This window comes from Bariatricus sp. HCP28S3_A7 (assembly GCF_052066375.1).
In the GTDB taxonomy this organism is placed as follows: Bacteria; Bacillota; Clostridia; order Lachnospirales; family Lachnospiraceae; genus Allocoprococcus.
The window spans coordinates 13076-29288 of sequence record NZ_JBQHSG010000020.1; the positions used below are offsets into that span (position 1 = coordinate 13076).

The 16213-nt window shown below is 40.4% G+C and carries 20 protein-coding genes and 1 pseudogene; 2 read left to right on the plus strand and 19 right to left on the minus strand.

Annotation, left to right across the window (positions count from 1 at the left end; translation table 11 throughout):
* Positions 1–49: 49 nt before the first annotated feature.
* From ACTNA4_RS12015 to ACTNA4_RS12080, 14 genes and pseudogenes are all read right to left on the minus strand, one after another.
* Entirely contained in the window at positions 50–1228 is a 1179-nt protein-coding gene (locus ACTNA4_RS12015; protein WP_441030275.1) for an HNH endonuclease domain-containing protein, read from the minus strand.
* Positions 1201–1785, minus strand: a complete 585-nt coding sequence (locus ACTNA4_RS12020; RefSeq protein ID WP_441030277.1) for a class I SAM-dependent methyltransferase — start codon at positions 1783–1785, stop codon at positions 1201–1203. The genes ACTNA4_RS12015 and ACTNA4_RS12020 overlap by 28 nt, the downstream gene beginning before the upstream one ends.
* A 12-nt stretch (positions 1786–1797) precedes the next feature.
* Positions 1798–2304, minus strand: coding sequence for a DUF6998 domain-containing protein (locus ACTNA4_RS12025; RefSeq protein ID WP_441030279.1), 507 nt, complete (start codon positions 2302–2304; stop codon positions 1798–1800).
* Positions 2305–2341: 37 nt separating this feature from the next.
* On the minus strand, positions 2342–5062 hold the full coding sequence (locus ACTNA4_RS12030; protein ID WP_441030281.1) for a C-terminal helicase domain-containing protein: 2721 nt from the start codon (positions 5060–5062) through the stop codon (positions 2342–2344).
* Between the two features lie 3 nt (positions 5063–5065).
* Positions 5066–5569: a DEAD/DEAH box helicase family protein gene (locus tag ACTNA4_RS12035; RefSeq protein WP_441030282.1), complete on the minus strand. Its 504-nt coding sequence runs from the start codon at positions 5567–5569 to the stop codon at positions 5066–5068.
* Between the two features lie 15 nt (positions 5570–5584).
* Positions 5585–7429 (minus strand): phospholipase D family protein, encoded by a 1845-nt coding sequence (locus ACTNA4_RS12040; protein WP_441030284.1) that lies wholly within the window; start codon positions 7427–7429, stop codon positions 5585–5587.
* The gene (locus tag ACTNA4_RS12045) at positions 7413–8633 is read right to left on the minus strand and encodes a DUF6361 family protein (protein ID WP_441030286.1); all 1221 of its coding nucleotides are present in this window, start codon (positions 8631–8633) and stop codon (positions 7413–7415) included. The genes ACTNA4_RS12040 and ACTNA4_RS12045 overlap by 17 nt, the downstream gene beginning before the upstream one ends.
* Before the next feature lie 15 nt (positions 8634–8648).
* Positions 8649–9566 (minus strand): HNH endonuclease, encoded by a 918-nt coding sequence (locus tag ACTNA4_RS12050; protein ID WP_441030288.1) that lies wholly within the window; start codon positions 9564–9566, stop codon positions 8649–8651.
* An 11-nt stretch (positions 9567–9577) separates the two neighbouring features.
* Complete coding sequence (locus ACTNA4_RS12055) at positions 9578–10432, minus strand: HNH endonuclease (protein ID WP_441030290.1); 855 nt, start codon at positions 10430–10432, stop codon at positions 9578–9580.
* A gap of 61 nt (positions 10433–10493) precedes the next feature.
* A pseudogene (locus ACTNA4_RS12060) lies at positions 10494–10646 on the minus strand (hypothetical protein); the annotation flags it as partial.
* A gap of 291 nt (positions 10647–10937) precedes the next feature.
* A complete protein-coding gene (locus tag ACTNA4_RS12065; protein WP_441030330.1) occupies positions 10938–11195 on the minus strand; it encodes a replication/maintenance protein RepL in 258 nt (85 codons plus the stop codon).
* A gap of 739 nt (positions 11196–11934) precedes the next feature.
* Entirely contained in the window at positions 11935–12186 is a 252-nt protein-coding gene (locus ACTNA4_RS12070; protein WP_441030292.1) for a hypothetical protein, read from the minus strand.
* 21 nt (positions 12187–12207) lie between these two features.
* Complete coding sequence (locus tag ACTNA4_RS12075) at positions 12208–12642, minus strand: single-stranded DNA-binding protein (protein WP_441030294.1); 435 nt, start codon at positions 12640–12642, stop codon at positions 12208–12210.
* Positions 12635–12979, minus strand: coding sequence for an HIRAN domain-containing protein (locus ACTNA4_RS12080; protein WP_441030296.1), 345 nt, complete (start codon positions 12977–12979; stop codon positions 12635–12637). Before ACTNA4_RS12080 ends, ACTNA4_RS12075 begins: the two co-directional genes overlap by 8 nt.
* A gap of 332 nt (positions 12980–13311) precedes the next feature.
* On the opposite strand from ACTNA4_RS12080, the gene ACTNA4_RS12085 reads away from it, so the two are divergent.
* Complete coding sequence (locus ACTNA4_RS12085; protein WP_441030332.1) at positions 13312–13545, plus strand: plasmid mobilization protein; 234 nt, start codon at positions 13312–13314, stop codon at positions 13543–13545.
* Position 13546: 1 nt separating this feature from the next.
* Entirely contained in the window at positions 13547–13795 is a 249-nt protein-coding gene (gene mobC, locus ACTNA4_RS12090; protein WP_441030298.1) for a plasmid mobilization relaxosome protein MobC, read from the plus strand.
* 22 nt (positions 13796–13817) lie between these two features.
* Here mobC and ACTNA4_RS12095 read toward each other — a convergent pair whose 3' ends face one another.
* Genes ACTNA4_RS12095 through ACTNA4_RS12115 form a run of 5 tightly spaced genes read right to left on the minus strand, consistent with a single transcriptional unit; the run spans position 13818 to position 16213 of the window.
* Positions 13818–14117, minus strand: coding sequence for a hypothetical protein (locus ACTNA4_RS12095; RefSeq protein ID WP_441030300.1), 300 nt, complete (start codon positions 14115–14117; stop codon positions 13818–13820).
* Between the two features lie 15 nt (positions 14118–14132).
* Positions 14133–14603, minus strand: a complete 471-nt coding sequence (locus ACTNA4_RS12100; protein WP_427808499.1) for a flavodoxin — start codon at positions 14601–14603, stop codon at positions 14133–14135.
* Positions 14604–14612: 9 nt separating this feature from the next.
* The gene (locus ACTNA4_RS12105) at positions 14613–14876 is read right to left on the minus strand and encodes a hypothetical protein (RefSeq protein ID WP_441030302.1); all 264 of its coding nucleotides are present in this window, start codon (positions 14874–14876) and stop codon (positions 14613–14615) included.
* Complete coding sequence (locus ACTNA4_RS12110; RefSeq protein WP_441030304.1) at positions 14876–15643, minus strand: carboxymuconolactone decarboxylase family protein; 768 nt, start codon at positions 15641–15643, stop codon at positions 14876–14878. The genes ACTNA4_RS12105 and ACTNA4_RS12110 overlap by 1 nt, the downstream gene beginning before the upstream one ends.
* Before the next feature lie 27 nt (positions 15644–15670).
* On the minus strand, positions 15671–16213 hold the full coding sequence (locus ACTNA4_RS12115; RefSeq protein ID WP_427808505.1) for a flavodoxin family protein: 543 nt from the start codon (positions 16211–16213) through the stop codon (positions 15671–15673).

Here is a 16213-nt window from a genome sequence, read left to right on the forward strand (position 1 = left end):
ATATTTTTCCTCCTTCAGATACACGGCCAAAACAAGGGGTGTAATACCTCTAACTATAATTCCAGATTTCATATCCCTGTCGTCTGGCCGAATCATAGACCGGCTGCATGTTTTTCTGCAGGATATGATAGAATTCTTCCTTTGAATTTCCCGGTCTGTACAATTCCTGTCCTGCCCAAATAGAATGCAGATTATCCCGATAGCAGGCCTCAAACAGCTTATGAAGGCCTGCTCGCTCGTGGATCAGATTGTACATTCCGTACTGGTTTTCTGCGAATACTGCGAAGAAAGGATCCCATTTGGGAAGCTTGTTACTCTTCGACGAATTCAAAGAAGAATCCATCGGCATCAGGTTCCAAAGTTCATCATTCATGACAAAAGACCATGGAATAAAATGATCTACATCATACTGCTTTGTGATAATCGGATTACCCGTAAAGACATCGCATACTTCTCTTACTTCCAGGATGCCTTCCCAAAGTTTACGTACGTTATTCAGCTTTCGCATCTTTTCATCCATCGGAGCCAGCTTGTAGATCAGGCCCGGAACCTCCGGATTATTATTCTGCAGCCATTTCACCTTTTCGTATTGAATCCATCCCAGAATATTTACCGTATTGTCCTGAATCATGCGCATCCAATCCGGATTGAAATGAACTTCCTTTTTCAGTTTACTGCTATCTCCAAAGGTATAAGGCAGGCGAATTACAGTACTATCGATTCGTCTGATATACTCCGTTAATCTGCGGATGCTTCCCCACGGCACTTCCTCTGAGCTTTTTGAGAAAAAACCTGCCAATGCCCGACCGGGAACCATATTGGTCAGCTGTTCCTTAGCAAGTTTCAGGTCGGCATTGTGCTCCCGGATCGCATTTTTGATTTCCACTTTGGATGCATTTGCCGGCAAATCACTGAGTTCTGTCAGTTTAAGAACAGCACGTTCCAGACCATCTCTCACAAGGCCGTCCGCCTGCATGCCACTAAGGTGAATATGAAATTCTCTTACGGAATACCATGCATTGCAGATCATATCATCAATGATTGCATCGAACGTAGTATCCTGAATACCCTCCGAAATGATATCTACAATGGATTCCAGCCAATAGAACTTATAACAGTATGACGGATCCTTCATCATCTGAGAGAAGCCTTCTATATCCAGGGTGTTGTGGTACTCTCCATTGATATGTAAGGAATATCCTATTTGCGGAGTATTAAATTCAGCCACCTCTCATCACCCCTTCCTGGTCTGACATCGCTAGTGATCCAATAATCTTCTATCGTAAGTTCCGGAATCTCTGCTATGAATTCCTGAAAGGAATCCTCTGTAAAATCTGTAAAGTACCGGCCATTACGTACGCCTTCAAAATCACTGTACTTGAAAGAAGTGTAGATTACGCCGGTACTTTTAAGCGCATCACACATTTTTCGTATCACCAAAAGCAGCTCATTCTTTGGCAGATGCAAAATAGAAGAACAAGCCCATATACCATCATAAGTGTCTATATCATCCAATTCCTGAAATAGCATTTCTTGCACTTCAATGCCGGTAAAAACACTGGCCAACCGACAAAGTTCTGCAGATCCATCGGTCGCTGTTACCTGATAACCCTGATCCAAGAAATATTTCGTGTCACGGCCAGAACCACAACCGAAATCAAGGATAACGGCTCCCTCATTCAACAAATGAAGAAATTTATCCTGAGCCAGATGCATATCAACATTCTGCGTATTCTCTATGAAGTTTTTTGCATTGAGATTGTAGTAATCAATTGTCTGGTCCATAAATAACCTCTTCTATCGTTTGTTCTTATATTCTGGCTTCATTTTTGAAATTACATTTACTACAGCAATTCGGAATTCATCCGAGACTTGCTTATCAAGTTCCATCAATTTATTAACTCGCATGTGCCTGTTATTATGACTATCCCTTTTACTCGCCGAATTCCACGGAGCTTCTCCGGGACCATTATAAACCTCAAAGACGTCGCCGTTCTTTCTAAGATATAAAACAATCAGGTATTCTGGTTCGTGGTTAATCACGATGTCATCCTGCTGACTTATTTTAATCTGAACCTTTTTTCCATCAATCTCACCATCATGAGCTACAGCAGATGCAGCGTAAAGTTCTATACCATAGTAATATGCAGCCATAACTTCACCGATACTGCCCACAAGATGTCCATCTAGGGTAAAATGTCTGCCCGGAAAATCAGTCTCTAATTCTTTCACTATGGAAATGAGCTTCTGAATTTTTTCTTTTATCGCATCCATCTTCTCTTTTGTATAAACAATCTTCTCCATTATCTCACCCATTTTATCTTAACATCTGTTAGTAGCATTATCCCTTTTTGGAAAACGGACTGAGATCAATAAATAGTTCTTTTAACTCGTCCAGATCCTGGCACTCCTTGAATAGACACTCTAACAGTTCTTCCTGTCTGGCTTGTCCTAATGTCAATCTATAAAGCGATAAAATCTTGATCAATCGCTCATATTTGATCTCATCTTTACTCATCGGATACATCGGAACAATTCGCTCAATCTTAATTTTCTGATTCTTACCAAAGCACCAGAATGGAACCAGCTCTGATTGGCCTTCTGTTCTTTCGGCAGTAGCAGCATCAAACATTTCTGTCCATGGATCTTTTTGGAAAGTAATAGATCCATATTTATCTGCCACATTCTGCCTAATCGCCAGACACTTAAAGCGATTGATTCTGCCTTCTCTCTGCTCCAGGTCAATTGGATTGCTCGGAAGATTCCAATGCATAATCTTTCTGCAATAATTATGGAAGTCTAAACCTTCCTGACCAATTGATGTAGTTGCCAAAACAAATGGTTTTAATGGCGAGTTAAATGCTCCTCGAATGCTGTCTTTACGATTTGCATTCTTTACATTATCGGCGCCATCATTACTAACAAATCCTACTGCATAATGTGCACGCATAAGGTTTGTTGCCTTCTCACCGTTTATCTTTTTCACAAAATTCTGATAGGTATCAACATCATAGGATGCTGTGTGCACTCGCAGATCCTGCAACATAGTTTTTTGAATCTGTTCTTGCTGACTATCACCGGTCGAAAAATCTGTCGCCTCTTTTATCAGATGCAGATACTCGTCAAACATAGCCTGGAAACAGCCATCTTTGCAATAAAGCAGTACGTCCTGCCAATGAGCATTGTCATCAGATTTCTTTTTATGATGTATTTCTGCAGCCAGCTGTACAATCGCAGTTGATTCCGTAGAATTAAAATAATTAACGAATGTCTTAGCTAATGCTGTTGCATAAGACATATTTCCGCCATTTGATCTGTAAATGCATACCGCCGGTGATCCAAGGATCATGTCAACAATGGTATTCACCAGATCTTCCGGCATACCACCAAGAAATAATTCATTACCAAGACCAATCAGTCCCTCAAGGCGATGGATATGCCCTAAAAAAGCCTTATTTCCACGATCAGAACTAATTCCATCTTCTCCATCTTCTCCTGCATTATTCATGGCCTGTTTCATAATGTCTATCCAGGCAGTAACATATTCCTTTCCATCCATCAGCATCGGTGCCAGATAGTACCATCTGGCATCCTCGTTTCGATTTGAAATCTTTCGGTAAATCTTCAAAGATTTCAGTTTTTCTCTAACCTGTTGTCTGAGTTCCCTCTCAATATCCGTCAAGTTCCATTTATCATTCATAGCCTGTATCGGCTGATACATCTGTGCTAATGTCCTGGATGGATAAAGCAGAGTAAATAAAGTCATTCTCTGAGGTTCTCCACCGGAAAGCGTAAATCGAAGTCTTTGGTACGGATATCTTGTTTTGGCATAATAATTCGTATTCTGCCTTCCAATATTTCCTGCATTTTCGCAGACTTTTCCTACAGTAAGCCGCTCAGCTTCATAAGAGATCATGGATCCAATCATTCTTGGCACCATTTCCCATGATGAAAATACCAGTATTTTTGAAAAGTGCCTGCTATCTCGGTATACTCCCTGCAATTCATAATATGGTTTAGAAGGTGGTATCCAAAGATATCGTTCCGCATGACCTTCAAAAGCAATCTCTTTCAACTTCTCCAGCCTCGCATTTGTTTTTGGCAATGGCTGATAATCATATACCTTTTTCGGATCCACCCAAAGTATCTTATCACTGGCCAAGGCTATCTCTTCTTTATGTGCCTTAAAGTATTTTTCGATCTGCTCCTTGATTTTATAATTCTTCATATAAGAAAGCAGATACGGAGAGCTCTTTGCATAATCAATTGGAAGCGAAAAATTAGCATTCATCTCTTTTAGTAATTTTCCCATCGCAATGTAGGAAAGAATATCTTCACCGCTAACTTTAATGGGCTGTTTTACACTGCTGTCATCGGTATAATCACCGGATTCCATAACCGAAATACGTTCAGTTCTGCACACACCGGCATACATCGCATCTTCTGCATTTTTTTTAATCTGGATGATCGCAGAATCTCCATTCTTCATCTCATGCAGCGCAATATTGTAATCAGACCATACTTTTCTGAATTGCTGTCTCGAATCAGTAAACAGAAAATCCATTACCTGCAGGAATTCCCTGTAATGCTCATCCACACCTGATGCATCATCAATTTCTTCCAGTGTTGAATAAAGCTTATACGGGGTTGCTGAAAGCAAGAGAATTCTTGTACTTTCCGAATTCAGAAATTGATTTGCCAAAATACCAGTCTCTGTTTCCCCATTAGAATCTATCAGAAATTTGAAACGCTGAAATTCATCCATGATTACAAGATCCGGTTTCAGCATCTGAGCGCTTATTCTCGCAAACATTACACGCAGCTTATTTAATACAAAGCTGTCTGAATGCTTCGATTTATTATATCGTCTCTCCTTAATATGCTTTTCCAGCATATCAATCGTATGCTCCTGTTCATTGAACTTCTGAATTTTTTCAATAAGATCTGCCGGGTATCTTCCACCAGTCTTCTCCTCACATTCGACTACCTGATGTTCATACCACTTCTTGGCCCATGAGTCCCATGCAGTATTTGCAGAGAATACAAATAGCTTTTCAAGCAATTTCTAACGATGCCGGAATTGTGGCATTCTCCTCAAAACAGCAAACATCAGCGCCCTTTCCTGAACCGTTCCACCGCCATTTGTCAAACGAAATGACGTATCCGGTGTCAGTGGAATCAGCTGAATATATCCTTCTAAAAGCCTTGGATCCTTCTCCTGCTGTGTAATCTTTAAGTGCTGCATGGAAAGTCTGGTGTCGGATACCCCTTCGATTCTTGCCGTGTCCGATACCTTCAGCTTCCTGATATTCTGGTTCGCAATACTGATATTGGAACATATATAGACAACCTTAAATAAATCGTCTTTCTCTTCGATTCTAAGCCTCGCAGTCTTTACAATGGCACCTCTGGCGATCAGAGTCTTTCCCATACCAACTTCATCTGCAACCAGAACTCTTTTCTGACCATTTCGAAAAAGAGTATCGATACGTTCAACTGTAGCACGCTGAAAGTCCTTTAAGCCATGCATGGTTGCATATTCTGTTTTATCAATATCAAATTTCACCATGCCAGCTCCTTCTTTCTACTTCAGTCGCAAGGTTGTTTTAAAGGTTTCATATAGTTCCCTGAATTCATCCGGGATAATCTCAGCATCTGTGATCATCTTTAAAAGATAATCAATCTCTTTTAAGCGGGCAGGTTCTTCAAGCGCAGTCTTTAACATCTTCTCATATAGTGCTGGCATTCTTTGTATTTCCGTACCGGAAAAACCTGATTTCCGGAGATTATTATCTTCAAGCATAGTCAACAAGTAATCTTCTCCAAGCACAAATGCCACATACTCAACAAAACTTCTTTTGTCTTTCACCACACTATTTACAACCGCACTTTCACGTTCCTCTGGAAATCCTGTTGTTGGTATCATAATAATTCTTGAAACCGAGGTACCCTTATCGCCCTTGATCTGAAGCTGATAGAATTCTGTAAGCTGCAAAACATCCAGCCTCTCAAAGATCATTTCCTTTGCAAATGGACTTAGTACTTTTCTTCGAAGAGGTCCAATGCGGACATTGTCCCATTCCTCAGATACTTCGCCATCCACCGTAACCGAGACATCATATGCCTCATCATTCAAAATGACCGTCGCCTTCATTTTTCTTCTACAGATATCCTTGATTATTTTTTCAAGTACCTTAGACTCTTCTTCAGCATCATCTGGTTTTGCCTCTTTAATCTCTGTTTTTTCAAATGGATTGGCAGGATTATCAGCTTCACCGCAGAAAATATCTCTCAGAAAACTGTCTCCGTTTAAATAGCGGTTCTTGGTCTTCAGCTGCATTACCATCTCAACATTCTTTTGATATGCAGCATAAGATGCATTCATGGATCCAATATACAGACTTGTATCCGAATACTTCCTTCGCAGGAAGATTTTTGCATGGATATCTTGTTTCATCTTCTCCTGCTGTTCATCAGAAAGCTGATCTTCTCCGTCAATAATGTCATCTTTTAGCGTATAGATATCAAAACGACTTCCCTGCTCCGGTTTTAGCTTCGCCAGTTCGGTTTTTCGAGTGATCAGCGTCCTTTTTGTTCCGGTAATGTTATGTTCTTTCTTGTTCCATTCCTCTACTAAAGAAGCACTGAGAAATGGCGAAAATACTACCAGATCATTAAAAGTATAATCAGCGCTCCAGACATCTGAGCAAAAAAGCGGATCCTCTGTCATCTTATATCCGGCACTTCCTATGCCCAGTGGCATGATTTGAAATTCTTCACCAAATTCATGACTATTTAATGCAAAAGATACTGTCTCCAGATTTCTTATTAATCTCTTTATGCTGTTACGTTTTGTCCCTGCCTGCGAAATGGTATTTTTAATTTGAGAACGCAAAAAAGAAAGAAAATCCATAAGCGGTTTCGTCTTCTCTGGCTGATCAGCTTCATCTGAACTATCCATGCACATACTGATATCCCAGCTACGGTCAAAGGTCAGATTTCTACTCAGCACAGCAAATCGATATTTTCTATCACCTTCTGGATTAACATACTGTAAGATCCATGTCTTTGGATGGAATGCCGGATAACCATTTAATCCTCTTACCTTAGGCAAAGCTACCGGGATAACCATTTTTTCTAAAAGTATGTTTAGCGGAGAAGGTTTTCCTGGTACTGTAATCTGACCAGCTTCACAGAAGATAAGCACCTTTTCCGAGACCTTCTGCAGAGCATTTAACATACTGATCGGATTTTGAAGGAGTTCACTATCTGTATCCTCTTTTAATCCCAGCGCAATCGAAATTGCAGTTAATGCTTCCAAATCCAGGGAATATGTCGTTCCTACCGCCTGCTCAAGAACATATCCCTGCGGCGGAAGAAGCATCTCTCCATAATTCAATCTGTCTTTATTGTTATTCGTTTGAAACATGAATCCCCTCCTCTCCCTGATAGATATCGAGAATAATCTGCTTCGCATCTGAAAATCTATAATCCAGCCATCCGCCGCCAACCCACTTATTCGGATCGTAATCTTCTTTATGAAGAAGTTTTGCGCGGCTTCTGGTCTTTAATTCAATCTCCCGTTTGATAATGATTTCATCTAACAACTCAAAATTTTTTTCCTTTAAGGCTGTAATCATACTTGTCAGGAATCTACGCAGCTTAAAATTAACTATAGAAAGCGACTGAAACACATCGTCCAGGTCAATTGCCGTAATTCTGGAAATAGTTTCACAAATCCAATTCCACTCTTCTTTCGCATCCACATTCATTCCATCTGATAAAATCATGTTGTACCGAACTCTTGCCGCGTACACAATGCGATTAAAATCACATGCCAATTTCATCATATGTGCCATCTTTTCCGGTACCCTTTCCTGCAGGTCCTCATAAAGTACTTCAAAGCTATCATATTTTGTCAGATCAATATTATTTTTCAGCAAATAAGTTATTAATGTTCCCGGGACAGAATGCTCAATTCGCTCTCTTAAAAATACTGCCTCCTCCGCTGTCAGCTCAATGGAAAGATTCTCTCTCCAGTTTTCAGAATGATTCTCCGGAAGTTCAAAGAAACGTCCTGCGTATTCTTTGCCGGCATTCTTATCATCCTTATCTCCTTCTTCAGCATCATCCCTACGATTACCCAGCTTCATAGAGTTTTCCTGTTTTCGCAGAAAGATAGAAAGCGTCACCATTTCGGTGATAGACATATCACCCTGTGCAAAAATGCCATATGTACGAATGCCATTCCAATAGATACTGGATGGTCTTCTCGCCACCCATCCGCGCGGAAGAACTCTGGCACCAATAATCCCAATATTCGAAGAACCATTGTGTTTCGCATAAAGACGCTTTCCACAGTCCCGTTCCGCATCATCAATTTGCTTAAGAACCGTTGACAGGTTACTTCCATATTTGCCATCAACAGCTTCTTTTAATACATACGGAACAATCAGGAAATACTTTGCCCTGGTCTGGACAGTTGATGTGCCTGGAAAAAAGTAATTCGCAAAGGCATCACGAACAAGCCCTATGCCAAGCTCGTCTACTGCACCTTGTTCTTGCAGTAAGTTCATGACATCATGGACTTTATCTCGATCTTCTTTTGAAAAATCAATCCATCCCAGTTGCATCTAATATCTCCTAAATTATCCTAAAAATACGTGTTCATTATGCCATTCTAAATATTCTTTAGATGGCAATTCTATTTGTTTTTCCGGAAGAATTAATAACTTTTCTCCGTGATATTTGTAATAATCTTTTCCATTACCATAATCTTCGTGCAAGCGCTTACTAACATCAATACGGTAATCTTTATCAATGGTAATGTATCCTCCATCAAACAATGTATGGAAGTCTGACTTTAACAATAAACCATTGTTTACAGCATGAGGCCCCTCTTCTGCATATGGTTTAATATGTGCTGCTTCCAATACCGGCAGAGTTTTCTCCCCGGTAATGGCACATCTTCTCTGATATGCATCTGTTACTACAACACGAAATGCTCCTTGTCCCAATCGATGCTTAGTCAAGTGTTCTGCATATCTTTCAACTCTTTGCTCGAGTCCTATCTGTGATATATTTTTATGTTGAAGTCTCTCCTGGACCTGAGCATAAAGGGCTTGTCCTTCTGGCTCTTCTGTATGATATCGTTTGCCTTGTACAATACTCTTACTAAAACTTGAAGGAACAGGTATCCAATCCTCTTCCTTGAAATAAAAGACATCTGTCAAAATAATGCATCCAATTTGAGGATTGGTGATGGGCATATTGTTTCGTGCTCTGTATTTTCCTATAGCATCATTCAATTCTCTCAGAGTTTTAGTTCCATTCTTTTCTCCAAAAGCTTCCCATGCAAGATATGTTGGCAGCAACGAATACTTTACGAAAAAACCGCCGCCGACAATATAATTGTGTGGGTGATGAAGTTTAAAAAGAAACATATCATTCTCTTGCAATGCTTTGAAAGGTTGAGTACCTGGTTTCCAGAAGTTTACCTCTTCTGCTTTCTTACTTTTGAGGAATTCATACCAATCATAATCGGTAATTCCAACATACATTTGCATCGCTTCACCCTCTACAAGTGCATATTAAGCACAAATTTTTCTTCAAATCCATTCGGATAAATGTATAGTAACCGCTTTCTGTCAAACACTGGATCCACATCATGGATAATACTATGATGGTTCGGGCACACTATAATCTGATTACTTGCATCGTTATTCAAACTCTTAACAAAATACTCAATATGGTGCGCCTCTACCACATGTGATCCGTATTCCTCACCAATAAGTCTTCCGCAAATCTGACAACGATATTGATAAAGCCGTTTCAAATTATCACCAATTTTTTTGTTCAATTTACGAATTTTAATCAATTGATTCATCTGATCATACCCCGCAGTTTCATCCTGAATATCAGATTCAAGTCCTGCTTCTAATTCTCTTTCCTTTTGACCCTTAACAACTTCTCTAAGAACTTGCATGTCATCTACAAGAATGGGCTCTAAAATATATGAGTCATCATATTCAGTGGCATATATTGCCAAATACTCTTTATATTCATCTGGGAGCTTAATCATACTTCTATCTGACGGATCTCGATTCTCACGAGTTGTTTTTATAAACTGAAAGCTTTTAAAGAAGTATGCTTGTAATGCTCTTGCCAATTCACCATTTTTACTGTAACGAATTTGGTATGTATCCTTTTTTCGTTTAAATTTGGGATCAAAATTAACATTCACAATCTTTGCATGATAAGCTTTACCTTCAAGATATAGTGTTATATCCTTCGATTCACCGCGCTGTATAAACCTTCCCATTATTTGTCCAAAGACCACTTGATTATCTACTGGCAAGGTAAGTCCTTCCATAAGAAGCGACCAATCAACTTCTTTTTTATACACATATTCATCTGATATTGTTTTTATCATTTCGGTCGCTCCCTTTCTGTTCCTGCTTCAAGAACTCTGATTTCTTTCCATAACTTGTAATTTAAGCACCTTTCTGCGCTCTTGTCAGTGCCACATACTGAAGACACTTCTCTGAGGTAATCGACTCAGCTTCTGAAATAGCATCTGTATGGTTAATTGCAGCCGACAATGGAACGATTCGATTGTTTGCAGCAACAACAACTACATATATGTATTCAAGTCCTTTTACTCAGTGCATAGTTTGAACACAGACTCCCATCAAACCTCTGTCATCGTTCTTGTTTTTCTTAATCACAAAGGTATTGATACCTTCGTTTTTCAGTTGCTTCACGTAATTATCAATCAAAGATCCTGTTCTTACAACTGCACATATATCATTAAGTACAACACCATTATCCTTCAGTTTTTAATCTCTCCTGCAATATACTGTAAATTTTTTAAATTCTCGCCCATTGTATCAACTCCTGTTTCTATTCAAAATATATCACAAATCATGCAATATCCGTTAGTATGTACTCTCAGAAAATATTTTAAGAACATTTTTACCTTTAGTTGTAATGACATAACGTCCTCTACTGTTCTTATATTTGTCTATGTACCCCTCTTGTCGTAAGGTCTGCATTATGGCATTTACTTTCATTAGGCTAAATCCCAACCCTTCTCCAATCTCCTGCTGTGTAGCTGGGCAGATATACGTTCTATTAATTTTTACCTGATTGATATGTAACCAATACAGCACTTTGAAATTATCATTCATAAACATTTCAATATCCTGTTTACCCAACTTCTCACCGCCATTTATTATTAAAATTCTAATAATATTATTCTTACAATTATCATATATTATATATTATTTTTTTAATAATAACAATCTGTTTTTTGAGGGTTTTCCCTTGATTTTATAGGCTTTCTTTAATTCTAATTTTTTCGTGGAAATATTGATATTAACTAGATGGTATTATAGAATAATTACAACACAAACCATAACAAGATTATATTCCTAGGATATGAAATGACGAGTATGAGACATCGGCTTAAACAGCCAGTTTTCTTATGCTCTTTTTTATTGACATTCAAGGCAATGCAACACACCTTCACAATGCCATTTAGTTAAGCATCCGATACTTGTTCGATAGCAATTAAATATAAAATTTATTGACTAAAAGTACTCGTTGAACCTAAAAGACACTGGTCGCGCCTACCGTAAACAATAAAAGTCCGGTTATTCAAAAAATTAATACTTCGTTTACGATAGACGCTGACACATTCAACGAAATCTCGAAACTTTCTTGTCGTACTTAGTAGTTTTTTGGTCGAAAACAATTTCTACATTTTTTCTCAGCTATCGTTGTGTTCTTCACCTTCAAACACACCGATAGCTGAGATCGAACAAACAATCTCAGCCAACTAATTACTTCAGAATATATTTATAGTTCTAAATAAACACGCCATCTTTAAATTAGAAATCTGCTTTCTGCACTCTATCTCCTCTTCCCTATCCACTAAAAATCAAACTCATCTGGATCCAATCCTGCGTCTTCCAGCACTTCCCTTCTTTCTTCCGGATCCATAAACTCTAGCTCATCGTAATCAAGCCCTGCCTCAGCAAAGATATCTTGCTCGTCATCATCATCGAAAGAATCAGCTTCTCCGCTCTTCAGCATTTCATCCATAAACTGAAACTGAGCAGCTCTCTCGAATGCATCCAAACGTCCATCACGGTTAAAATCAAACATCTTATCAAATCCAAACATAATTTATCCTCCCAAATTTCTTTATGAAAATGGCAATTCATCATCGATGCCATCCGGAATATTCATGAATCCATCTGCATCCGAAGGTGCTGCTGATGGTCTGCTGTAATTCCCCTGACCACCATTACTTGCAGCTGCTTTGTTTTCTGCAAACTCCTGCTCCTCTACAACGATATCCGTTGTGTATACTTTCTGGCCATCACGATTCGTGTAACTGCCTGTCTGAATTCTTCCCGTCAATACAATCTTTGTTCCCTGACGCAAATACTTCTCTGCAAATTCTGCGTTACGCCCGAAGGCAACACAGCCGATGAAGTCTGCACTCTGCTCACCGTCTCTTTTGAATCCGCGATCAACTGCGATAGTATATCTTGCAACTGCAGTAGAATTCTCTCCGGCTCCATACCTTACTTCCGGATCTCTGGTCAATCGTCCCATGAGAATTACTTTATTCATCGACTGCTTCCTCAATCTTCTTATGTTTGTTATCAATCAGACTCTTCTTACTGATACTGCAGATCGTTCCATGTGGTGTTACCAGGACAACCTTGGCCTTTGCAGTGTCACCGATCTTGTCATAGATGCGTCCGGCACTCATGCTCTCACCGATAACGGTGTGTGCGCTATTTGCCACATGTCCGATCTCGCCGAGTCCTTCCATCTTTACAACAATGGCCTCTTTATCGAAATTGTTATCCGGTTCCTTCTTAAGTTTCAGTTTCATTCGCGGCTTCAGGAATTCATTGCCGTGATAATATTTGGTTCCTGTCAATGTGAAATAAATTTTACTCATTGCCCTTCCTCCTTAGTCTTCCATGAATTCATAATATTCTTTATCGCTAGCAAATAAAATGTACTTGCCATCTACGTATCCCATGTATCCGTTGCTTGTAACATATCCCTTCATTTGCCGTCCTCCTTGATTCCTTTTCTGATGCTACCAGTTTACAACAAATAGCTGTGCAAAAATCCCGACAGCCAAATGGTCTCCGGGCGGGTTTTGTGCCCAAATCTACCCTATCCGAACATTTTTTCAGAGCAGGTCCAAAAATGTATCTAAACTTCTCCGGACATTTTTGTATTTAAAAGTCGGTATGTCTTCATACGGCGACAGCCGTGACCGAGATGAAGCACAGCGTAATCGAGGTTGAAAGCTCTATCCTCAGAATGGAGATTTACATAGCTAACAGAACCAGAGATATCCCAATTCAGTTTTTTGTAACCGCTGAAGAGAAAAAGATGATTCGTAAGAAAATTCTCCTGTCCAAAACAGCAAATATGGGAGCCTATCTTCGCAAGATGGCTATTGATGGAATCATCGTAAACACAGATACGACTTACCTTAGAAACGTTTTTTGAGATGCACAAGATCGGTGTGAACGTGAACCAGCTGGCAAAACTTGCAAATTCCACTGGTGCTGTTACCCCGGAAGAAATGAAAAAATTCAACAAACTCAAAAGGAACTTCAGAATCAAAAGATTATTAAGAAACACTGTGAAGTTTATCGTGCATGTCGTGATATGGTTCGTGCCGAGAAAGATGCTCCGGACAAAGCACTCTATCGCAAGAAGCATCAGGCAGAGTATCAGCTACATGATGTCACTTTAAAAGAACTGACTGCGCTTGGCATTCACAAACTTCCGTCTGCCGACAAGCTATAGCAACAACAGATGAAACTGGAGGAAGAGCCATCACAAAGAACACAGGAGGATGTATTATCATGATCACTATTGGAACACGAATCAAATATCTCGGACAGATGATTGGCTTCCCTGCAGCCAGCGCCGATGTCAGGATCTCTCAATACGAGAACGATTCCTTCATTCTCTACATCCTGCTTCCCTGAGCTTGCAGCCGGAGCACTGTTTCCGCACGCAGTCATAGCAAAGAGAAGTACAAAGCAAAGGAGAACTGCCCATAACTTTTTCATCCGGAGTCGTCTCCCTTACAGCATCTTGATCAGGGCATCGATATCTTTATCTGTCGCACGATTCAGAAGCTTTCCTTCTACGATTTCTGCTCCAGGAGCGGATGGTTTCAGCTCTGCTACTGTGTTTCCAAAACCACTTCCACCAGATGTTGCAAAGAGTACAATCTTCTTATCAGAGAAGTCATAGCTTTCAAGGAAGGTATTGATGATGGTTGGAGCCACATACCACCAGATTGGGAATCCGATCAGTACAGTGTCATACTGAGTCAGCACTAAACCATCTTTTACGATTTCTGGTCTGAAGGACTTGTCGCCCATCTCTACGCTGCTTCTCGATTTCTTGTCCATCCAATTAAGATCAGCCTTGGTATATGGAACTGCAGGCTTGATCTCATAGATATCTGCTTTTGCAGCTGCGGCCAGTTTTTCCGCAGTCTTCTTTGTTACGCCACTGGCACTGAAATATGCTACTAATGTTTTTGCCATAATTGTCACCTATTCCTTTATGAATTTCTTGTCCGAATCCGATATGCCATCCTCTGATACATAACGCTCAACCTTCATATGAAGATTATACTTTTCTCGTAATTTCCTGATAGCATCCACCGTTCCGCTTTCTGTCATTTCCCTTGCAAATTGTTTTGCTGCGGACCCAGTCCCTTTATATTCAAGTACGCCTCGGCGTACTTGCTGCGAGGTGCGCGTCATGCTTTGCATGACACAATACATCTGCGCATCTCTGCAATCCGCCTCTATCATTAATCGAGTTTGCCATAATGCTCATCATCTACTGCTTCCAGCCACTCATTGGATCCATCTTTGCCTGGCACTTCAATTGCAAGATGGCTGAACCAGGAATCCGGTGCAGCCCCATGCCAGTGCTTTACGCCTACCGGAATATTGATGCAGTCTCCCGGCTTCATTTCCACTGCATCCTTGCCCCATTCCTGATAGTAACCACGGCCTGCCACACAGACAAGGATCTGTCCGCCGCCTTCTGTTGCATGATGAATGTGCCAGTTATTTCTGCACCCCGGCTCAAAAGTTACATTAAAGATTCCAACCTGACTTGTTGATATAGGTGCAAGAAAGCTTTTACCAGTAAAATATTGTGTAAATCCATCATTTGGTGCTCCGATCGGGAATACCATTTTCTTTGCATGGGCTCTCATAGCTTCATCTTCGTAAGGAAGATCACCTTCGCCATTCTCCCAAACTTCTTTTGCCAGGTTGAATACGGCCCAGCCCTTTGGCCATCCTGCATAGAATGCCACATGCGTGATCACTGCTGCGATTTCCTTCTGGGTCACACCATGGGCTTTCGCATTCTGCAGATGATATTTCAGAGAAGAATCCGTAATGCCTGAGGACATCAATGCAACTACAGTGATAATGCTTCTTGTCTTTACATCGATATCCTGATTATTCCAGTTCTCTCCAAAGAGAACATCGTCATTATAATGAGCAAACTCCGGCGCGAATTCACCGAGAGCAGCTCTGCCTGCTGTCTGTACTATCTTCTTCATAATATCTATCCCCTATTTTTCTCATTTTTACAGAGCCTTTCCTAGCTCATAGGCCCTCTTCATGATCTCTTCATGATTCGGAGCGTCATTCGCATCACCGATGCCGCCACCGGTTACGAGACCCTTGAGCTTGGCCTTCTCAAAGCAGTCCACCCAGCCTTGAAGACCGTTGTAGGCTTTTTCAAATGCGCTTTCCTCTTCCTCTGCGGCCGTTGCGATCATATAGATATCGCGGAAAGCATAATCCATCGGATACATCGGGTTCATTCTGTCCAGAAGCGTCTTCATCTGTCCGCTCATCTCATAATAGTAGATTGGAGTTGCATAGACGATAACCTCGGCAGCCAGAACCTTTTCCATGATCTCTGCCACATCATCTGTAAGTACGCAGCTGCCTTTTGTCTGACAGGTCAAACATCCGATACAAAACCTAATGTCCTTTCCCTTCAGGGAAATGTATTCTACCTCGTGTCCGGCCTCTTTTGCTCCCTTTTCACATTCCTTTGCAAGAATGTCGGAATTACTGCCGCCACGAAGGCTTGTCGAAATAATAAGTACTTTCTTTGCCAT